This window comes from Streptomyces bluensis, from assembly GCF_014650715.1.
GTDB classification, from domain to species: Bacteria; Actinomycetota; Actinomycetes; order Streptomycetales; family Streptomycetaceae; genus Streptomyces; species Streptomyces bluensis.
In genome coordinates, this window is sequence record NZ_BMVM01000013.1 from 191,321 (window position 1) to 211,503 (window position 20,183).

Genomic DNA, 20,183 nt, shown 5'->3' on the forward strand with positions numbered 1-20,183 from the left:
GCGGCGTGGGATTCATCGAACGCCACGCGGGGTGGACGGCCGGCCAGTCGGCCGCCGCCGAGGAGATCCGCGACCGCGCCGGGAGCGGCGGGCTGAAGGTGGTGCGGCTGGTCTTCGCCGACCAGCACGGGCTGCTGCGCGGGAAGACCGTCACCGCGTCCGAGGTGGCGACCGTGCTGCGGGACGGCACCGGCATCGCCTCCTCGCTGCTGGCCAAGGACACCTCGGGCCGTACCGTGTTCCCGCTGTTCACCAAGGAGACGCCGCTCGGGCTGCCCGAACTGCGCGGCGCCGCGGACATGGTGATGGTCCCCGACCCGCTCACCTTCCGGATGCTGCCGTGGTCGCCGGGTACCGGCTGGCTGCTGTGCGACCTGCGCTTCACCTCCGGCGCCCCGGTTCCCCTGTGCACGCGCGGGCTGCTGCGCTCGGTCCTCGACCAGACCGGCGGCCTCACCTACCGCACCGGACTGGAGGTGGAGTTCCACCTGTTCCGGCTCGACGACCCGAGGCTGGGCGCCGCCGACCTCGGCCAGCCCGGCGCGGCGCCCGAGGTGGGCATGCTCAACCACGGCTACCAGTACCTGAGCGAGCTGCGCTACGACGAGCTCGACCCGGTGCTCGACGTGCTGCGCGCCCACATCGAGGAGCTGGGCCTGCCGCTGCGCAGCCTGGAGGTCGAGTTCGGGCCGAGCCAGGTGGAGATCACGCTGCGGCCCGCCGACGGGCTGGACACCGCGGACGCGATGGTGCTGCTGCGCAGCACCGTCAAGCAGGTCGCCGCCCGGCACGGCCACCACGCGACCTTCATGTGCCGTCCCCATCTGCCCGGGGTGTTCTCCAGCGGCTGGCATCTGCACCAGAGCGTGCTGCGGGACGGCGTCGGCGTCTTCGCCCCGGAGCCCGGGGCCGCCGCGGCGGACGGGACGGGGCTGTCGCCGTACGGCTCCGCGTTCCTGGGCGGCCTGCTGCGCCACGCCCGGGCCACGAGCGCGTTCTCCACACCCACACTCAACGGTTTCAAGCGTTTCCGTTCGCTGTCGCTGGCGCCCGACCGCGCGGTGTGGGGGCGCGACAACCGGGGCGCGATGGTGCGCGTCCTGGGCGACGACCCCTCGGCCACCCGGCTGGAGAACCGGATCGGTGAGCCGGCCGCGAACCCCTACCTCTATCTCGCGTCCCAGCTCGCGGCCGGGCTGGACGGCGTGGCGGGCGGCCTGGACCCGGGCCCGGCCGCCGACGAACCGTACGCGACCCGGGCGGAGCCGCTGCCGCGCTCGCTGGGCGAGGCCCTCGACGCGCTGGAGGCCGACCAGGTGCTCGGGGACCGCCTGGGCAAGGACTTCGTGGCCTACTACACGAGCGTCAAGCGCGCCGAGATCGCCCGCTTCGCCCAGGAGGTCACCGACTGGGAACAACGGGAGTACTTCCGTGTCTTCTGACCTGCGTGCACCGGCTTCCGTGCGGCTTCTGGTCCGGCAGGCCCGCTGGATCGCCGAGGACGTCGTGGAGCTGCGGCTGACCCGTCGGACCGACGGGCCGCTGCCGCCGTGGCAGCCCGGCGCCCATGTGGACCTGACCCTGCCGTCCGGGCTGCGCCGGTCGTACTCCCTGTGCGGCGATCCGGGCGACCGGGCGGCGTGGACCGTCGCGGTGCACCTCGCGCCGGACGGCCGGGGCGGCTCCCGGGAGATACACGAAACGGCGCTCGTGGGAAAGGAGTTGACGGTCGACGGGCCGGTCAACCGGTTCCCGCTGGTCCCGGCCCCCGGGTATCTGCTGTTGGCCGGCGGCATCGGGGTCACCCCGCTGCTGCCCATGGCCCGGGCGCTGGCGGCCGGCGGCCTGCCGTGGCGGCTCGTCCTGGGCGCCCGGGAACGTTCGCGGCTCGCCTACGCCCAGGAGCTGACCACCCTCGGTGGGGACCGGGTCCGGCTGGTGCCGCAGGACGAGGCGGGCCTGCCCGACCTCGCCGCCGAACTCGCCGCCACCCCGCCCGACCACGTGGTGTACGCCTGCGGTCCGGCGGCGATGCTGGAGTCGGTGACTGGACTGTGCCGCGCCTCCGTGCCGCCGCGCCCGCTGCACATCGAGAGGTTCGGCCCCGCGTCCGGGGCCGAAGCCGGGGCGGGGGCCGCGGCCGGGGCGCCGCAGGGCCGGTTCGATGTGGTCCTGTGCCGGTCGGGGCTGCGTCTGACGGTGCCCCCGGACAGGTCGTTGCTGGACGTCGTACGGGAACGCGTGCCGGACGTGCCCTACTCGTGCGAGGAAGGCTACTGCGGCAGTTGCGAGACGCCGGTGCTGGCCGGGGCACCCGACCACCGCGACTCGGTGATCGGACCGGACGAGCGCGCAGCCGCCACGACGATGATGATCTGTGTCAGCCGCTCCGCCTCGCCGGTCCTCGAACTCGACCTGTGACCATGCCTCTGGCCGGCCCTCAGGGACGGCCCTCAGGGAGGAGAACCATGACCCGGCACGGTGTACGGCGCGTCCTGCCGCTTCTGCTCGGCTGGGAGGAACTGCCCAAGGCGGTGTCGGTGCACGGCGCCCCGCACGGTGAACGCGTGCGCGAACCCGTACCGGCGGTCCTGCTGGAGTGCGAGGACGGGTGGCTGCTGCTGGACACCGGGTTCAACACCGCCCTGCTGCGGGACCCCGCCCTGCGTCGGCGCTACTACCCATCCCCCTCCTACCAGCCGGAACTGCCCGGTCCCGGTGAGCCCCTGGAGGAGGCGCTGGCCGCGGTCGGCGTCACTCTGGACGATGTCTCGGCGGTCGCCATCAGCCATCTGCACGCCGACCACGCCGGCGGGCTGAAGCACTTCGCCGGACGGGTGCCCGTGCACATCCAGCGGGCCGAGCTGGAGTACGGGCTGTCAGGGCGGCCCGAGGTGGAGCGCAACACGATCTTCCGGACGGACTTCGACGATCCTCGCATCGACTGGCGGCTCGCGGACGGCGACCATGAGATCGCGCCGGGGGTCACGGCCGTACTGACCGCCGGGCACACCCCGGGCCACCAGAGCTTCGTGGTGGACCTCGCCGGGGGCCGCGGTTTCGTGTTCGCCTGCGACGCTGCCGACCTGACGGAGAACATCACCGGAGAGCGGTCCGCCGGCACCGCGATCGGGGTGACCCCGGAGGCGACCGCGGGGCCCATCCGGCGCCTCAAGCGGCTGGCTGAGGAGAAGGGGTACGAGCTGGTCCCGGGCCACGACCCGGTCGTCTGGCCGGAGTTGATCCGGCGGCTGTCCGGGGCTCGATGAGCACGGTGAGGATCACGGGACCGCCGGGCGAGGTACCCGACCGGGCACAAGCCGTTTGTGAAGGTCAGCACCCATAGGTGCGTACTTCGTATGCCTTGACGCCCACTGCCCGGCTCCGGTCGCTGCTGCTCATGCCCTAAGGGTAGGCGCTGCCCGGAGTACACCCGGCCCGCGGCCTCCCGGCCGCAGGCCCGGCTGTCAGCGTGGCCGTCCGACCGGCAGCGTGACGGTCGCCGGCCTCAGGCCGGAGGCCTTGGCGGTGAGGGTGAGGCGGCCAGGTCGCTTCGCGGGTCGCAGGATGGCGAGCGCCTTGCCGTGCCAGGTGTGACGGCGCGGCTGCCGGAAGCTGTCGACGTTGTGGGGGTTGCCGTTGCCGACTCCGGCGAGCTCCCCCGCGCCGGTGACCTCGAACGTCACCTCAAGCGTCGCGTCGGGGACCGGGCGGCCGTGCCGGTCGATGACCTCGACGAGTACGTGCGCGAGGTCGTCCCGGCCGGTGGTGAGGTCCGTGACGTCGGGGACGAGCCGCAGCGCGGCAGGGGCACCCACCGTGGTGAGGGTCTTCCGGCCGATCTCCCTGCCGTTCCGGCTGGCGACGGCCGTCAGCTCGCCGGGTTCGTACGGCACGGTGAAGGTGGCCACGGACCGCTCGGGAGCCCTCGCGGCGCCGCCCGGGACCGCCTTGCCGCCCAGCAGCAGCCGCGCGCTGTCTCCCGGTGTGCAGACGTGCACGGTCATCGGCGTGCCGGGCTCCACGTCCCAGGTCCAGCTCTCCAGTTCGTCGTAGTAGCCCCACCAGAGCGCCACCTGCTCGGTGCCCGGCGGGGTCGGGCGCTCCACCAGCAGTTCCACGGGGCTGCGGCCGGTCACCGCCGCCCGCCAGTGGCTCTGCGGCTTGCGCTGCCCGATCAGGTCGAAGTCCCCGCAGTTCGCCTGGAAGTACGGGTACGGGTAGCCGAAGCCGCCCCAGGTGTGGTGCAGTTCGCGGGAGATCGACCAGCCCGGCATGACGCTCTGGTCGCCGATGGTCTCAGCCGTTCCGACGGGCGGGATCGCCGTCTTGCCGATGCCGGCTTCGCCGAGGTAGTCCCAGGCGGCCCAGATCCATGTGCCGGTGGCCCAGGTGTGCTCGGCGGCGAACGTGATGTCCTGGTGGATCGTCGCCGGGAACGTCTCGTTGTGCGTCATCGCCTTGTCGGGGTGGGCTTCGTGCATCGGGCCGTAGGTCTTGCCGTTGGCGTTGTAGTGCACGTCGCCGACGTCGACGTAGTCCCAGGACGGGTCGTTCGCCGAGTGGGTCGAGCCGCCGCCGAGGGTGATCGGCCGGGTCCTGTCGAGGGAGCGGAGCGCCTGGGCCATCTCGGCTCCCCGGTGGCCGTTCGTGTGGTCGGTGATCTCGTTGCCCAGCGACCACATCACCACGCTCGGGTGGTTGCGGTCCCGGAGCACCGTGCCTCTCAGGTCCCGTTCCCACCACTCGGCGAAGTGCACGGAGTAGTCCTGGGGGTTCTTGCCGGTGTCCCAGACGTCGAAGATCTCGTCCATCACCAGCATGCCCAGCCGGTCGCAGGCATCGAGCAGTGCGGGTGTCGGCGGGTTGTGGGCGGTACGGATCGAGTTGAAGCCGGCCTCCTTGAGGATCTCGACCCGGCGTTCCTCGGAGCGGTCGAGCGCGACGGCGCCCAGCGGGCCGTGGTCGTGGTGGACGTTGCCGCCCATGATCTCGACCGGCTCTCCGTTGAGCAGGAAGCCGGCCTCGCCGTTCCACACCAGTGAGCGGATCCCGAAGGTGGTGGTGAGCGTGTCCACCGCCCTGCCGCCGACCAGCACCTCCGTGTGGGCGGAGTAGAGGTTCGGCGCGTCCATGGACCACAGCTCGGGCCGTCTGATCGGGAGGTCGAGCCGTGCGGTTGCCGTCGTGCCGGGCGCGAGGTCCTGCGCGGGCTTCCGGGCCGTCGCCACGACACGGCCACGCGGGTCGCGCACGCTGACGCGCACGGACGCCGACGAGGGGTGCTCGCCCAGGTTGGCGAGGGACACCTCCACGCGCGCCACCGACCGTCGCTCGCCCACCACGGGGGTGCTCACCTGGACGCCCCACAGCGGGATCCGCACCGGCCCCGTCGTCGTCAGCCAGGTGTGCCGGTAGATGCCCGAACCCGAGTACCAGCGGCTGTTGCGGCCGGTGTTGTCGACCCGCACGGCGAGGACGTTGGTCCCCCCGCGCTTCACGTGCGGGGTCAGGTCGTACGCGAAGGACGTGTAGCCGTAGGGGTGGAAGCCCACGGGGACGCCATTGAGCCAGATGTCCGCGTTCTGGTACACGCCGTCGAACCGCAGCTCGTGGTGGAGGTCGCCTTCACCGTCCGTGTCCGGCAGGGTGAAGTGCTTGCGGTACCAGCCGATCCCGCCGACCGTGTAGCCGGTCGAGCCCCCGCCCTCGCTGTTCTCCGGGTCGAACGGGCCGATCACCGGAGGCGGGCCGGGCTCGGCCGGCGGCTCCTTGGGGACGAGCAGCGACGGGTCGCTGGTGGCTCCTCCGTCGGGAGCGGGGGCGTGGGGCAGGTCCTCGATGCTCCAGTCATGGGGAAGGTCGAGCGACCGCCACGAGCCGTCGTCGAACGCCGGGTCCTGCGCACCGGTCGCTTCGCCGCGGAAGAAGCGCCATCCCTCGTCGAACGACCGTTCCCTGGGCGTCCCGCCCGCGGAGGGCGACTCGGTGCCGTCCGCGGCGGTCGCGGGGCCGGCGTCGAGCGCCGGCGAACCCGCGCCCACCGCGCCCACCGCGCCCAGTTGCAGTGCCTGACGCCGCGTCACGCCGCCTGACGGTCGCTGCTCCCGCATCGCCATCTCTTCCGCCCTCTCACGAGCATTCGGGATTCGGTATACCGAACATCAAACGGAATACTGAACTGGCATAGCCATGACAGAAGTAGACGCGAAGGAACCCGGCGTCAAGGTGGTGAAGCAGCCCTCGTACGCCCCAGCAGCCCTCAGCTCGCCGTGCGGCGGATGCGCCCGCTGTAGCGCTTCTCCAGTTCCAGGTTGCCCTCGAAGCCGCCGGGCACGTTGGCCGAGACGTACACCGGCGGGCGCTCACCGGTGGCGAGCAGCCGCGCGGCGGCCTCGGCGACGGCCATCTGGACCAGCATCACGCCGGTCAGGGTGGACAGCGCGCAGACGGCGCCGCCGCCCGGGAGTCCGAGGAGGGCGTCGCCGCGCGGGGCGGCGTTGTCCAGGACGACGTCGGCGATGTCGGCGAGCTTGCGGCCACTGGGGTGGGAGGCGGGGACAGCGCGGGTGTGGGCCAGCGAGGTGACGGCCAGGACGCGGTGCCCCTGGTCCTTGGCGTGCAGCGCCATGTCGACGATCACGTTGTTGACGCCCGAGTTCGACACGATGACGAACAGGTCGCCGGCCTGCGGCGCGGCGAGGTCGTAGAGCCGGGCGGCCACTCCGGACCGGCGCTCCAGCAGGGGGTCGTCCAGCACGGTCGGGTCGTCCCCGCCGTAGAGGACGAGGTCGGCGATGGACAGCCGGTTGGTGGGGACGAGCCCGCCGGCACGACCCGCGACCTCCAGGACGACGGCCTGGGAATGTCCGGTGCCGAAGGCCTGGACGACTCCCCCCGAGCGCACACAGTCGGCGATCAGCTCCGCGGCCTGCCGCACCTCGTCCCGGGCGGACACGGCGATGCGGTCGAGAACGGCCAGGCTCGCACGCGCGAAACCCTCGGCGCTGACGGAGTCCACGGAGTCGACGGGCACGGGACACTCCCCACCGGTGGATTGAACCACCTCAACTACACTCGGTGAATCACTGAATCATACGTGTCGCAGCTTGAGCAACGGAGCGATACCAGCTTCGAAGCCCCTCCCTCGATTACGGTCCTGAATTTCAAACTGCCATGCAGCTGGTGGCTGGTACATTCCTCACCATCAGCACACACATCACCACGCACCACTCAGCACCAAGGAGACCGGGTTCCGCATGCCCTCGACGGACGTCACCACTCTGATCCGTACCGAGCTGCCCCGCCTGGCCGGCTCCCTGCGGAAGGTGGGCGAGCTGATCCTGGAGGATCCGGCCGCCGTCACCCATGTATCGGCCGCGGAACTGGGCCGCCGCACCGGCACCTCGCAGGCCACGGTCACCCGTTTCTGTCGCGCCGTGGGGCTCGACTCCTACCAGCACCTGCTGATCGAGCTGGCCCAGGAGCGCGGCCGCGGCGAGGTCTCCGACTGGGGTACGGCCGAGATCGGCCCCGACATCTCCCCCGACGACGACCTCGAACGGGTCGTCCAGGTCGTCGGCAGCGCGGATCTGCGCGCAATCCAGCAGACGATCGACCGCATCGACCTCGACGCCGTGGAGCGCGCGGCGCAGGCGATCGCCCGGGCCCGCCGCATCGACGTCTACGGCGTCGGCGGCAGCGGGGCCGTGGCTCAGGAGACCGAGACCCGGCTGTTCCGGATCGGCTGCACGGTGCGCGCCTGGACCGAGGTGCACGCCGCGGCCACCTCCGCCGCGCTGCTCACCCCGGCCGACGTCGCCCTCGGCATCTCGCACTCGGGGGCCACCCGGGAAACCATCGAGCCGTTCGAGCTGGCGAAGGAGCGGGGCGCCACCACGGTGGCGATCACCGCCGACCCGCGTTCACCGCTCGCCAAGGCCGCCGACATCCGGCTCATCTCCACCTCCTCGGAGACCCGTTTCCCCACCGGCATCATCGGCGCCCGGCACTCCGTGCTGGTGCTGATCGACTGCCTCTACGTCCGGATCGCCCAGCTCTCCTACCAGCGGACGAGCACCTCGCTGGCCCTGACGGACCACATCGCCGGACAGCACGCCGTGAAATCCCGCCGTGCACGGTGACCATGAAGCTGCATGGGTGAACCACCGAATGAACGCGAAGATGGTTGTTTGAACCATCTCTCGGTGCCACGATGAGGCTCCGCCGAGCATCCTCGTAGGAGCCTCATGCGTGTCACCGCTGTCGAGTCGACCGAGCTCTTCGCCGGAACCATCGAGCAGCCGCGTCAGGTGGTGGCCGTCGAGCTGAGTCACACCCCGGGCCGGACCGTCCGGCTCACCGTGGACGGCCCGGGTCTCACCGGTACCTCGGAGACCACCGTGGGCGAGGGCGGCACGGTACGCGCCGAGATACCCGTGACCACCGGCCTCCCCGTCGGCGGCCGTTGCCCGATCACGGTGACGGCCGCGGACGGAGACGAACGGGACCGGCACACCGGCGAGTTCACGGTCGCCGAACCCGGCTGGACCATGTTCATGGTCAGCCACTTCCACTACGACCCCGTCTGGTGGAACACCCAGGCCGCCTACACCGAGACCTGGGACGTCGCCGACGACCCGGCCACCAGCGGGCTCCCGGCCCGCACCTTCGACTCGCGCGGCCAGTCCGGCATGAGCCTGGTCCGCGCCCACTGCGATCTGGCGCGGCGCGACCCGGCGTACACGTTCGTGCTCGCGGAGGTCGACTACCTCAAGCCGTACTGGGACGCCTTCCCCGAGGAGCGGGCCTTCCTGCGCCAGTTGCTGCGCACCGGCCGCGTCGAGATCATGGGCGGCACCTACAACGAGCCCAACACCAACCTGACCGGTGCCGAGGCGACCGTACGCAACGCCGTGTACGGGGACGGCTTCCAGCGGGCGATCCTCGGGGCCTCGCCCGAAACCGCCTGGCAGCTGGACGCGTTCGGGCACGACCCGCAGTTCCCGGGGCTCATGGCGGACGCGGGGCTTTCCTCCAGCTCGTGGGCGCGGGGGCCGTTCCACCAGTGGGGGCCCACCCTCTCCGTGTTCGGCGAGGAGCCGCGCGATCCGAACAGGATGCAGTTCCCCGCCGAGTTCAGCTGGATCGCCCCGTCCGGGCGGGGCCTGCTGACCGCGTACATGGTCAACCACTACGGCGCGGGCTGGGCCATCGACAACGCGCCGACCCTGCCCGAGGCCGAGGCGGCCGCGTACAAGCTGTTCCAGGGCCTCAAGCAGGTCGCGCTCACCCGCAACGTGCTGCTCCCGGTCGGCGGGGACTACGCGCCGCCGTGCCGCTGGGTGATGGACATCCACCGCGACTGGAACGCCCGCTACGTCTGGCCTCGCTTCATCAGTGCCGTACCGCGCGACTTCTTCGCCGCCGTGCGGGCCGAGCTGGAGGCCGAGGGGCGCAGGGCCTCGCCCCAGACGCGGGACATGAACCCCGTCTACACGGGCAAGGACGTCTCGTACATCGACACCAAGCAGGCCCAGCGCCACGGCGAGGCGCTGCTCGCCGACGCCGAGGCCTGGGCGACGCTCGCGTCCCTCGTCACAGGTCACCCGTATCCGGACGCCGCGCTCGACAAGGCGTGGCGGCAGCTGATCTACGGCGCCCACCACGACGCCATCACCGGCTCGGAGTCCGATCAGGTCTACATCGATCTGCTCACCGGCTGGCGGGAGTTGTACGACCTGGCCGAGACCGTGCACGCCGACGCCACCCAGGCCCTCGCCGACCATGTCGCCCCGCCGCCCGGCGGCACCCCCGACCTCGTCGTCCTCAACTCCTCGACCTGGCCGCGGCGGGACGTGGTCACCGTCGAGGACCGGGGCCTGGTCCCGCTCGACGAGGACTCCGGCCGCCCCCTGCCCGCCGTGCGCGACGAGGACGGCCGGCTCCGTGTCGTCGTGCCGGACGTGCCCGGCCTCGGCCTCAAAGCCCTTCCCCTGGCCGAGAGTTCGGTGTCCGGGTGGACGCCGCGCGACGGTACGACGATCCGCAACGCGTTCTACGAGGTGACCGTCGACCCCGCGCGCGGCGGCGCCGTCAGCGGCCTGCGCGCGCTCCGCGACGGCGGGCGCGAACTGCTGCACCCCGGGGACGTCGGCAACGAGCTCGTCGTCCAGGAGGAGTATCCGAGGCATCCGCGCTTCGGCGAGGGGCCCTGGCACCTGACGCCGACCGGCACCACCGTGGCTCGCAGCCGCGATGTGACGGCTTCCGTGACAGTGGAACATTCCCCGGCCGGGTCCCGCATCACCGTCACCGGCGACCTCGGGCTGTTCCGGTACACCCAGCGGCTGTGCCTGTGGCAGGGCGTCGACCGGCTGGACGTGACGACCACCATCGACGGGTACGACGGCGCCGACCGGCTCATCCGGGTGCGGTGGCCGTCCTCCGTCCGGGGCGGGCTGCCGGTGCACGAGGTGGCCGACGCGGTCATCGGGCGCGGGTTCGGGTTCGTGGAGGTCGACAGCGAGCGGTTCCCGTGGACGCTCGACAACCCGGCCCACACGTGGTTCGGTCTCGGCTCCACCGCGCGGGTGGCGGTGCACGACGAGTCCGGCGCGTTCCTCGGACACCGGTCCATCGGTGTCGCCGAGCTGGTGTACGCGAACTGGGACGACGCCGGGGAACTCGGCACCCCGCTCGCGGCCGCTCTCGTGCGCGCCGGGGTCACGGCGACGTCGACCATCGCCGGGGGGCAGCGCTACGGCGACCTCGAAGTCGACTCCAACCTCCCCGACCTCCGCATCGCCGTCGGCGCACCCGAACGCAACCCCCTGGTCGCCGAGGCCCTCGGCCGGCACCCGGCGGCGGGGCGGGAGCTGAAGCGGCAACTGGCCGAGCGGGGTGTGGCGGCGGTGTGGGTCGCGCCACGGGCCGGTTTGCGGGAGGAGTGGGTGCCGGGCGCCGATCTGCGCGACCTGGAGCGGTTGCCGCTGCTCGTGGTGGCGGGCGCCCGCCCCGAGGACGACGCGAAGGCGGTCGAGGCGCTGATCGCCGACCTCGACGACGCGACCGTGACGGCCACGGCGGCGGGCGGCGGCGAGGCGCTGCCGCCGGGCGACGCCTGGGACGGGCGCAGCTTCGCCGTCCTCAACCGGGGCACGCCCGGCTGCGTGGTCACGACCGCCGGCGACCTCTGCATGTCCCTGATGCGCTCCTGCACCGGCTGGCCGTCGGGCATCTGGGTCGACCCGCCGCGCCGCACCGCCCCGGACGGCTCGGGCTTCCAGCTCCAGCGCTGGTCGCACACCTTCGAGTACGCCGTCGTCGCGGGCGGGGGCGACTGGCGGGAGCTCGGACTGCCCGCGCGCGGACACGAGTTCAACCATCCGCTGACCGCACGGCTGCGGACGGACGGTGAGGGGCCCCGGACGCCCGCGCGGGTGCCGAGGACGACCACCCTGCTGGGCCTGGAACCCGCCGGTGAGGTCCTCCTCGACGCCCTCAAACCCGTCGGCTCCCCGCTCGCCCGGGGCAGCGTGGCGCCCGCCGACCCGGCGCGCGGGATCGTCGTACGGATGCACGAGGTGAACGGGCGGCGGGTGCGGGCGCGCGTGACCGGGCCGTACGCGTGGACGGAGGGTGCCCGCGCCGATGTCCTGGAAAGGCCCGGGGAGCCCCTCGTCCCGGGCGAGGGGGGCGGCCTCGAAACGGACCTGGCCGGCTTCGAGGTCGCCACCGTCCTGGCCACGCCCGACCGCGCGCAGCCCCCCGCCACGCCCGACCACGCGCAGCCCTCCACCGGGCCCGACCGTCCACAGCCCACCGGGCCCGACCGTCCACAGCTCTCCACCGGGCCCGGAGTCGCCGCCCGTGAACCCGCCCAGCCGGTCCACACCCGCTACTGGCTGCACAACTCCGGTCCCGCCCCGCGCGGCAACCTGCCGGTGGCCGTGTACGTGTCGCCGACGGCGCTCACCGCGTCCGACGGCCACCCGGTCACCGCGACGGTCCGGGTGAGCTCGGAGCTCACCGACGCGCCGGTGTCCGGCACGGTGGCCCTCGCGGTACCTCCCGGCTGGTCCGTCGAGCCGGCCGAGGTGCCGTACGCGCTGGGCCCCGGCGGGTTCACCCTCGCCGAGGTGACCGTCACGCCCCCGCCCGGGGCCGCGCCCGGCCGGCACTGGCTCGCCGCTCACCTGGAGTACGGCGGTCAGACGTACGAGGACGTCGTCGCGCTCGACGTTCCGGGTGCCGTACCGGAGGGCGAACCGGACGGGCGTACCGGGCCCACCCTCGTGACCCGGCTCGGCACCGGGCGCGTCACCGTGCGGCGGGGTGAGCGCGTCCGGGTCCCGGTGACCGTACGGAACACCACCCGGGGGCCCGTCAACGGCACGCTGTGGGCCGTGTCGTCGTGGGGCACGTGGGCGGGTGTGACTCCCGGCTGCCAGGGGTTCACGGTGGCCGCCGGGGAGCGGGCCGAGTGCGTGATCGAGGTGGACGGCGGCGCGGTGCCTGAGGGCTCGTACTGGCTGATGGCGAAGGTGGCGTGGCACGGCAACGTCGCCTACACGGAGACCGTCGTGCTGGAGGTGACGCCGTGAAGGGGCCCACCGCGGCGCACGTCCCCCCACACGCCCACCCGCGAACGGACCCTCCCGAAGGCGCCGCCGCCCTCGTCCACGGCGAGGCCATCCCCCGTACCCGGGTGGACGCCTTCCTGAAGGCCGTCCCCGCACGCGACCGTGAGACGCGCCCCGAGGCCCTCGCCCGGGCCGAGCGGCAGCGGCGGCGCTGGGCGACGCAGGTGGTGGTCGCGGACGAGCTGGCCCGACGCGCCTGCGTCGCCCGGGGGTTGGAGGCAGCGGAGGAGGTGTCGCCGTCCCAGGTGCTCGCCGTGGCGGAGGCGGACGTCGCCGACCTGGGCAGCATCGTCGCGGCGGTGCTCGCCCACTCCCCCGCCGCACGCGCCCTGCTGGACGGATTCGAGGAGGAGCAGGAGATCCCCGAGGCCGCGGCACGGGACTACTACGACCGCAACCGCGACCGCTTCCTCACCTCTCAGGCCCTGCGGCGGGGTGTCGACCCCTTCGACGAGCCGGCGCCGGCCGACCTGCTGCCGTACGAGCGGGCCCGTGAGGGCATCGAGCGGGAGCTGCGACGGGCGGCGGGACATCGGGCCTTTTTCGCCTGGCTCGATCAGGCTCGCATCGGCGTGGTGTACACCCCCGGGCACGAACACCCCGGCGACCCCGCGCACCCGGACCACGAGCACCGGCACTGACCGGGAGTTGCCCGGAGTTGGCCGCCACGCGGCCGGAACCGAAACGCAACACGGAACCCCATTGACCTCCGATGAATTCTGGTCCACCTTTTCATCAACTGAAGCCGAAGTTGGTGAATTGAACCAGCAGTGACGTGAACCAGCAGCGAGTGCACGACCTGGCCGCAGGAGGGCAACGACCATGCGCACAAGAAGACTCACCGGATCCCTGACCTGTCTCGTCGTCCTGTCCTTGACGGCCGCGGGCTGCGGCCTCTCGGGCGGCGACGCCGGAGACGGGGAAGCCACCGTGGGCAACTGCACGGTCGACCAGGGCAACGTCGGCTCCGGCAAGCTCTCCGGCGACATCAAGGGCAGCATCACCTTCCAGACGACGAACTTGAAGAAAGACTTCGGGGAGTTCTTCAACGGAGTGATCCAGGACTTCGAGAAGGCCAACCCCGGCACCTCGGTCAAATGGATCGACGACCCCGGCGACGCCGCGACGTTCACCCAGCGCAACGTCGCCGACGCCCAGGCCTGCACCCTGCCCGACGTGCTCAATCTCAACTCCGAGACCGCGACCGCCCTCACCAAGCACGACTACCTGCTCAACCTGGGCGTCAAGGACCCCTCCTCCGCCGAGCCGTTCGTCCCGGCGTTCTGGAAGTCCAGCACCATGAAGGACTCCACGGGCGCGTCCGTGCACACGGTGTTCCCCTGGTACACCGGCGGCGTCCTGCTGACGTACAACACCGACCTGCTGAAGAAGGCCGGAATCGACCCGGACAAGCCGCCGACGACCATGTTCGGGCTGTTCGCCGACTACGAGAAGATCGCCAAGTCGGCCAAGGGCGAGTACTACGCGACGATGGCCAACCCGATCTGGCGGATACCGGCCGACTGGGACCAGATGGACATCAGGACGCTGTCCGCCGACGGCAGGTCCGCCACCTTCGCCGAGGACCCGAGGACCACCGAGTGGGTCGCCTGGATGGCGAAGCTGTACCAAGGGGGCGCCATGCCGAAGGACTCGCTGTCCTCCAGCAACGACCCCTCCACGCCGTACAGCCAGGGCCAGGTCGCCTACGGTTCGACGAACCCGAGTTTCGTGCGCTTCGTGAAGCAGAACAGCCCGTCGGTCTACGCCAGGACCGGCGTCGGCCGGCAGCCCCTCGACAAGCTCGGCCACACCACCGGTGCCCCGCAGTACATCGGGGTCAGCTCGACGAGCAAGAACGCCGCCACGGCGCTCGCGTTCGCCAAGTTCCTCACCAACGCCGAGAACCAGACGGCCTGGTGCAAGAACCCGAACGTCGTGATCTTCCCGACGACCACCTCCTCCCTGGACGACCCGTTCTTCCAGAACGCGACCGGCGACGACCCCTTCTCCCAGGCGCGCAAGCTCGTCGCCGAGCAGCTCAAGACCGCCACCGCCTACCAGACCAACCTCTCCCCGGCGGTGCAGAAGGCCATCGTGTCGCAGGTGCAGCTGGCCATGCAGGGCAAGAAGAGCCCCGAGCAGGCGGTGAAGGACGCCCAGGACAAGGCGAACGACCTGCTGAAGCAGGGCAGCTGACCGTGGTGGCCGACACCGCGAAGCCGGTGGCCGTGCCCGGTGCGCAGGCCGCGCGCCCCGGATCGGGCACGGCCCCGTCCCGTCTACGCCGAGCGGGCCGCGCCCTCAGGCCCGGTCCCGCTCCCGGCGCCAACGGCGCGGCGCTGTACCGCCGCTGGTGGCAGCCCTGGCTGTGGACCGCCCCCGCCATCGTCTGCGCGGCGGTCTTCGGTGTGTTCCCGTTCCTCAACACGCTGGTGCTGTCGTTCACCGATGCCAAGCCGCTCGGCGGCGCCGCGGGCTTTGTCGGCTGGTCCAACTACACACGGATGCTGGACGACCCCGACTTCTGGCTGGCGACCCGCAACAGCCTGCTGTACGCGCTGATCGTGGTGCCGCTGATGGTGCTGCTGCCGCTGCTGCTCGCCGTCCTGGTGGAGAAGCAGCTGCCCGGCATCGGGTTCTTCCGGTCGGCCTTCTACACCCCGGTCCTCGCCTCCAGCGTGGTGGTGGGGCTGAGCTGGCAGTGGCTGCTCGCCGACGAGGGGCTGATCAACACCTCGCTGGAGAAGGCCCGTCTGATCGAGGACGCCATCCCGTTCCTGTCCGACTCGTGGCTGATCCTGTTCTCCGCGATGGGCCTGACCCTGTGGAAGGGACTCGGCTGGTACATGATCTTCTACCTGGCCGCGCTGGGGAACGTGCCCAGGGAACTGCACGAGGCGGCGGCCATGGACGGAGCCGGCGCGGCCCGGCGCTTCTGGCACATCACGGTGCCGGGCGTCCGGCAGGCCATGATGCTGGTCGGCACGCTCACCGGCATCGGCTCGCTGCGGGTGTTCACCGAGATCTACATGCTCGGCAGCCCCACCGGTGGCCCCGGCGGCGCGGACCGCACCCTGCCCTTCTACATCCGCGACGTCGGCCTCGACCCCCTCACCGGCAACGCCGGTTACGGATCGGCGGTCAGTGTGGCCCTGTTCCTGCTGACGCTGGGGCTGACCCTGCTGGCGCAGCGCCTGACGAAGGAGGACGAGTCATGACGACGGCCGTGCCCAAGCCCCGGCGCCTGCGCCTGCGCCTGCCGCCCCGGCGCCCGATGCCCCGGCGTCTCATGCCCCGCTGGCGGGACTACGGCCGCCCCCGTGAACTCGTCCTGCGCTATCTGCTGCTGCTCTTCGTGCTCGGCATCACCGTGGGGCCGCTGCTCTGGCAGTTCCTGGCGTCGCTGAAGGGCACCGGCGAGGACGTCTTCGGGGAGAACGCCTCACTGCTGCCGCACGACCCGACCCTGCGGGCCTACCGGGAGGTCTTCGAGCAGGTGCCGGTGGCCACGTACATCTGGAACAGCCTGTTCGTGGTCGTCCTGTCGGTCACCAGCCAGCTGCTGTTCTCCACCACGGCCGGCTACATGCTCTCCAAGCCGGCGTGGAAGGGCCGCAGGGCGGTGTGGGTCCTGCTGGCCGCCTCCATGATGTTCCCCTTCGAGTCGATCATGGTGTCGCTGTTCCTGAGCATCCGTGACCTCGGCCTGGTCGACAGCCTGGTGGGCGTGTGGCTGCCCGTGTTCGTCGGTGCCATCAACGTCCTGCTGATGCGCGGTGCGTTCCTGGCGGTGCCGCGCGAGATCGAGGACTCGGCGATGATCGACGGTGCGGGCGAGTGGCAGCGGTTCAGGCACCTGTATCTGCCGTCCGCGTGGGGCGCGATCCTGGTGGTCGTCATCAACACGTTCATCGCCGCCTGGGACGACTTCCTCTGGCCGCTGATCGTGCTGCGCTCCGAGGCCAACATGACGCTGACGCTGGGTCTTTCCCGGCTGCAGAGCTCGTCGTTCGGTTACGACCAGCGGGTGGTCATGGCCGGGTCGGTGATCTCCATCGTTCCGGTGCTGGTGCTGTTCTTCCTCACGCAGCGGTGGTTCTACAAGGGTGTCTCGGCGGGCGCCGTGAAGCTCTGACCGTCGGTCCGCAGCACGACGGGTACGGCCCTCAGCGCGGCCCGCGACGACGCGGCGACCCGGATCTCCAGGGTGCCGGGCAGCACGGCCGTCTCCAGGTCGGCGCCGACCTGGGCCAGCCGGCCGGCGCCGAGGGGGAAGGTGACCGTGCGGCGCTCCCCCGGCTCCAGGCCGACGCTGCGGAAGTCCCGCAGTTCGAGGGTGCGCGGCCACACCGGGGTCAGCAGACGGCGGATGTAGAGCTGGGCGACGGTACGGCCGCGGCGCCGCCCGGTGTTGGTGATGTCGACCTCGACGGTGTCCTCGGCGGCGTCCTCGGCGAGACGCGGCGGGCCGTACGCGAAGGCCGTGTACGTCAGCCCGTGCCCGAAGGAGTAGAGCGGCTCGGCACTCTCGTCGACGTACGACCCGTACTCGGTGTCCTTGTGGTTGTAGTGGACGGGCAGCTGGCCCACCGAGCGCGGCACGGAGACGGGGAGCCGTCCGCCGGGTTCGGCGTGCCCGAGCAGTACCTCGGCGATCGCGTCGCCGCCCCACGGGCCGGGGTACCAGGCGGTGAGCAGGGCCGCCGCCCGGTCCGCCGCCTCGGGAACGGCGTGCGGGCGGCCCTGGACCAGGACGACCACGGTGGGGGTGCCGGTGGCCGTGACGGCGTCCAGCAGCGCGTGCTGGGCCCGGCCGAGTCGTAGTCCGGCGAGGTCCATGCCCTCGCCGGAGGTCATCTCCGGGACGGGGGTGCGCGCGGCTCCGTTGGCGGCGAAGTCCGTGTCCGGGGTACGGGCGCTGCTGCCGCCCAGGACGAGGACGGCCAGGTCGGCGGCGCTCGCCGCGGCGACGGCCTCGGGGACGCCCGAGGCGTCGTCGCCGGTGAGGGCGCAGCCGCGGGCGTGACGGATCGCGATGTCCGGCGGGGCGAGGCGGCGCAGTCCGTCGAGGACGCTGCTGCCGGTGCCGGGGCGCTGCGGGGCGGAGTAGTCGCCGAGTTGGTGGGCGGTCGTGGCGGCGTGCGGGCCGAGGACCGCGATGCGGGCGACCGTGGGCCGGACCGGCAGCACGCGGCCGTCGTCGTGGAGGAGGGTGACCGCGCCGCGCGCCAGGGCGGTGCTCAGGGCGCGCCCACGGTCGGCGGCGGGCGCGGGGACCGGCCGGTCGGCGCAGTACGGGCGGTCGAAGAGCCCGAGGCGGAACTTCAGGCGCAGCACCCGGGCGACGGCGGCGTCCAGGGCGTCCTCACCGACGAGTCCGCGCTCGACCGCCTCCTGAAGGTGGGTGAAGCCCTCGTCCCACAGGCTCAGGTCGACGCCCGCGCTCAGGGCGAGGGCTCCGGCGGACACCTTGTCACCGGTGATCCGGGCCAGCCGGTCCACGGCGAGCCCGTCGGCCATGACGATCCCCCGGAAACCCCAGCGCTCGCGGAGCAGCCCGTGCAGCAGGGCGCGGTTGCCGGAGCAGGGCATGCCGTCGACCTCGTTGTACGCGGCCATGACGGCGGCGGCGCCGGCCCGGACTCCGGCGCGGGCGGCCGGGAGGTGTATCTCGTGCAGTTCCCGGAGCCCGAGCTCCGACTCGGCGGAGTTGCGGCCACCGACCGTGGCGCCCTGCCCGGCGAAGTGCTTGAGCACGACGGGGGCCTTGTCGTCGGCGAAGAGACCGTCCCGCGTGTGACCTGTCTCCGCCCCTGTCTCCCCTTGCATGCCCCGCACCAGTGCTTCCGTGAGCCGGGCGGCCAGGTACGGGTCCTCCGCGAAGCACTCCTCGGTACGGCCCCAGCGCGGGTCGCGGGCGATGTCCAGCGCGGAGACCAGGGCCACATGGCCGCCGCGGGCGCGCAGTTCGGCGGCGGCGTGGGCGGCGGCGTGTTCGTACAGCTCGGGGTCCCAGGTCGCGCCGACGGTCAGGTTGACGGGCAGGGCGGTGCCGTCCAGGGCCATATGGCCGTGCGGGACCTCCTCGACGAACAGGGCCGGGATGCCGAGGCGGCTGGACGCCACGACGTGACGCTGCACCAGGTCGGCGAGGGCCGCGCCGTGCGCCGCGTCCGCTCCGGTGGTGTGGTCGACGCCGGACCAGGCGTCGGCGCGGAAGAGTCCGTACAGGGCGCCGAGCCCGGCGAAGCGCTCGGTCTCGGCGTGCAGCGCCTCGGTGAGCTCGAACTCGCCGTCGGGCGTGCGGCGGTAGGCGTCCCAGCCGTACATGCGCTGGTTGAGCTGGCCGGCCTTCTCGCGCAGCGTCATGCGGGGCAGGAGGTCACGGACGCGGGTGTCGACCGGCGCCGTGGGGTCGCGGTAGAGAGGGCGGGCTTTCTGCTGGGTGCCGCCCATCAGCCGTGGCCCTCGTGTGCGAGCCGGGCGAGGGCCACGGCACCCGGGCAGCCGTCCGGCACCTGGTCGAGGGTCAGGCCGAGGGCCCGGAGGCGGCTGGTCAGGGGGGCGGTCAGCGGGCCTTCGGGGCCGAGCAGTCCGCCGGTGGCGACGATCCGCTCGCCGGGCCGGGGTTCCAACGCGCGGACGGTGTCGGTCAGTTGGCCGGCCGCCTCGTCGAGGATCGCCCCGGCGACGGCGTCGTCGCGCCGTGCGGCCTCGGCCACCAGGGGCGCGAGCCGGGCGAGCCGGACCGGCGGCTGCGCCATCACGGCCGGCAGCAGGTGCATGCGGAAGGCCTCGCGCTGGGCTCGGGACCATTTCCCCGAGGCGGCGCCGTCCTTTTCGTGGCGCGGGGCGTTGGTCCCGTACGGCAGGACGTCGGCCTCGTAGGGCAGAGCCTCCTCCGGCAGCCCCAGCGCACGCCCGACCGCCGCGGCCAGTGCCGTGGGCCGGCCGCGCCCGTCCGCCATGCGCAGCGCGGCCCGCACCGCGCTGCGGCCGATCCAGAAGCCGCTGCCGTCGTCGCCGAGGAGCCAGCCGTCGCCGTCCACGGTGGCGGCGCAGCGGCGTTCCGCGATCCGGGCCGCGACCGCGCCCGTGCCCGCCACGAGGGCGAGGCCGTCGGCGGGGGCGCCGGGCGCGGAGGCGAACGCGGCCTCGATGTCGCTGTGGATCCCGACCGTTTCGGTGGCGATGCCCAGTCCGCCGAGCGCGGCGGTCAGCGCGGCCAGCGCGTTGAGGCGCCCGGGCTCGTCCGGGGAGGCTCCCGTGGCGCCCGCGAAGCCGCCGGCCACGGCCACGACCCTGCCGCGCGCCCGCTCCGGCACCGCCCGGCCGACGGACTCGGCGAGCTGCTCGGTGAGCTGCGGCACGGGGACGGTCAGGGCGTTGCCGGGACCCGCGACACCCTCGCCCAGCGGGCGCCCGTCCCCGGCGGTCGCCAGGACGGCGCGGGTGCGCGTGCCGCCCGCGTCCAGACCGACCACGAGATCCTGGTTCAATTCATTGCTCATCGCCGACTATGGTGGTTCATACATT

The 20,183-nt window shown here is 72.5% G+C and carries 13 protein-coding genes; 9 read left to right on the forward strand and 4 right to left on the reverse strand.

All coding sequences use genetic code 11. The annotated features are described in order from the left end of the window. The first annotated feature begins 5 nt into the window (after positions 1-5). The 3 genes from IE262_RS28330 to IE262_RS28340 are packed head-to-tail and all read left to right on the forward strand — an operon-like array spanning position 6 to position 3,269. On the forward strand, positions 6-1,442 hold the full coding sequence (locus IE262_RS28330; RefSeq protein WP_189877650.1) for a glutamine synthetase family protein: 1,437 nt from the start codon (positions 6-8) through the stop codon (positions 1,440-1,442). Continuing rightward, positions 1,432-2,421, forward strand: coding sequence for a PDR/VanB family oxidoreductase (locus IE262_RS28335; RefSeq protein WP_189877652.1), 990 nt, complete (start codon positions 1,432-1,434; stop codon positions 2,419-2,421). Before IE262_RS28330 ends, IE262_RS28335 begins: the two co-directional genes overlap by 11 nt. Positions 2,422-2,468: 47 nt before the next feature. Further along, the gene (locus IE262_RS28340; RefSeq protein WP_189877654.1) at positions 2,469-3,269 is read left to right on the forward strand and encodes an N-acyl homoserine lactonase family protein; all 801 of its coding nucleotides are present in this window, start codon (positions 2,469-2,471) and stop codon (positions 3,267-3,269) included. A gap of 198 nt (positions 3,270-3,467) precedes the next feature. Here the strand turns inward: IE262_RS28340 and IE262_RS28345 are convergent, their stop codons facing one another. Together IE262_RS28345 and IE262_RS28350 are read right to left on the reverse strand one after the other, a co-directional pair. Beyond that, positions 3,468-6,086 (reverse strand): glycoside hydrolase family 2 TIM barrel-domain containing protein, encoded by a 2,619-nt coding sequence (locus tag IE262_RS28345; RefSeq protein ID WP_229877542.1) that lies wholly within the window; start codon positions 6,084-6,086, stop codon positions 3,468-3,470. 176 nt (positions 6,087-6,262) lie between these two features. After that, positions 6,263-7,036: a sugar isomerase domain-containing protein gene (locus IE262_RS28350; RefSeq protein ID WP_189877658.1), complete on the reverse strand. Its 774-nt coding sequence runs from the start codon at positions 7,034-7,036 to the stop codon at positions 6,263-6,265. A gap of 223 nt (positions 7,037-7,259) precedes the next feature. Here IE262_RS28350 and IE262_RS28355 point away from each other — a divergent pair, with 223 nt between their 5' ends. From IE262_RS28355 to IE262_RS28380, 6 genes are all read left to right on the forward strand, one after another. Then, the gene (locus IE262_RS28355) at positions 7,260-8,144 is read left to right on the forward strand and encodes a MurR/RpiR family transcriptional regulator (RefSeq protein WP_134041237.1); all 885 of its coding nucleotides are present in this window, start codon (positions 7,260-7,262) and stop codon (positions 8,142-8,144) included. A gap of 105 nt (positions 8,145-8,249) precedes the next feature. Further along, the gene (locus tag IE262_RS28360; protein WP_189877659.1) at positions 8,250-12,605 is read left to right on the forward strand and encodes a glycoside hydrolase family 38 N-terminal domain-containing protein; all 4,356 of its coding nucleotides are present in this window, start codon (positions 8,250-8,252) and stop codon (positions 12,603-12,605) included. Next, positions 12,602-13,285, forward strand: a complete 684-nt coding sequence (locus tag IE262_RS28365; RefSeq protein WP_373305161.1) for a peptidyl-prolyl cis-trans isomerase — start codon at positions 12,602-12,604, stop codon at positions 13,283-13,285. The genes IE262_RS28360 and IE262_RS28365 overlap by 4 nt, the downstream gene beginning before the upstream one ends. Positions 13,286-13,466: 181 nt before the next feature. Beyond that, positions 13,467-14,843 carry an extracellular solute-binding protein gene (locus IE262_RS28370; RefSeq protein ID WP_189877661.1) on the forward strand — a complete coding sequence of 459 codons (1,377 nt, stop codon included), beginning with the start codon at positions 13,467-13,469 and terminating at the stop codon, positions 14,841-14,843. A gap of 2 nt (positions 14,844-14,845) precedes the next feature. Further along, the gene (locus tag IE262_RS28375; protein ID WP_373305162.1) at positions 14,846-15,865 is read left to right on the forward strand and encodes a carbohydrate ABC transporter permease; all 1,020 of its coding nucleotides are present in this window, start codon (positions 14,846-14,848) and stop codon (positions 15,863-15,865) included. Continuing rightward, positions 15,862-16,782: a carbohydrate ABC transporter permease gene (locus IE262_RS28380; RefSeq protein WP_373305163.1), complete on the forward strand. Its 921-nt coding sequence runs from the start codon at positions 15,862-15,864 to the stop codon at positions 16,780-16,782. Before IE262_RS28375 ends, IE262_RS28380 begins: the two co-directional genes overlap by 4 nt. Here the strand turns inward: IE262_RS28380 and IE262_RS28385 are convergent. Then, on the reverse strand, positions 16,746-19,103 hold the full coding sequence (locus IE262_RS28385; protein WP_189877663.1) for a glycoside hydrolase family 3 N-terminal domain-containing protein: 2,358 nt from the start codon (positions 19,101-19,103) through the stop codon (positions 16,746-16,748). The genes IE262_RS28380 and IE262_RS28385 overlap by 37 nt on opposite strands. Then, on the reverse strand, positions 19,103-20,158 hold the full coding sequence (locus IE262_RS28390) for an N-acetylglucosamine kinase (RefSeq protein WP_134041247.1): 1,056 nt from the start codon (positions 20,156-20,158) through the stop codon (positions 19,103-19,105). Before IE262_RS28390 ends, IE262_RS28385 begins: the two co-directional genes overlap by 1 nt. Positions 20,159-20,183 lie beyond the last annotated feature (25 nt).

What these genes read in the sequence shown, in the direction of transcription:
- IE262_RS28390 (WP_134041247.1), bottom strand. Translation starts at nt 20,158, where the DNA reads ATGAGCAATGAATTGAACCAGGATCTCGTGGTCGGTCTGGACGCGGGC.
- IE262_RS28355 (WP_134041237.1), top strand. Translation starts at nt 7,260, where the DNA reads ATGCCCTCGACGGACGTCACCACTCTGATCCGTACCGAGCTGCCCCGC.
- IE262_RS28360 (WP_189877659.1), top strand. Translation starts at nt 8,250, where the DNA reads ATGCGTGTCACCGCTGTCGAGTCGACCGAGCTCTTCGCCGGAACCATC.
- IE262_RS28380 (WP_373305163.1), top strand. Translation starts at nt 15,862, where the DNA reads ATGACGACGGCCGTGCCCAAGCCCCGGCGCCTGCGCCTGCGCCTGCCG.
- IE262_RS28385 (WP_189877663.1), bottom strand. Translation starts at nt 19,103, where the DNA reads ATGGGCGGCACCCAGCAGAAAGCCCGCCCTCTCTACCGCGACCCCACG.
- IE262_RS28340 (WP_189877654.1), top strand. Translation starts at nt 2,469, where the DNA reads ATGACCCGGCACGGTGTACGGCGCGTCCTGCCGCTTCTGCTCGGCTGG.
- IE262_RS28370 (WP_189877661.1), top strand. Translation starts at nt 13,467, where the DNA reads ATGCGCACAAGAAGACTCACCGGATCCCTGACCTGTCTCGTCGTCCTG.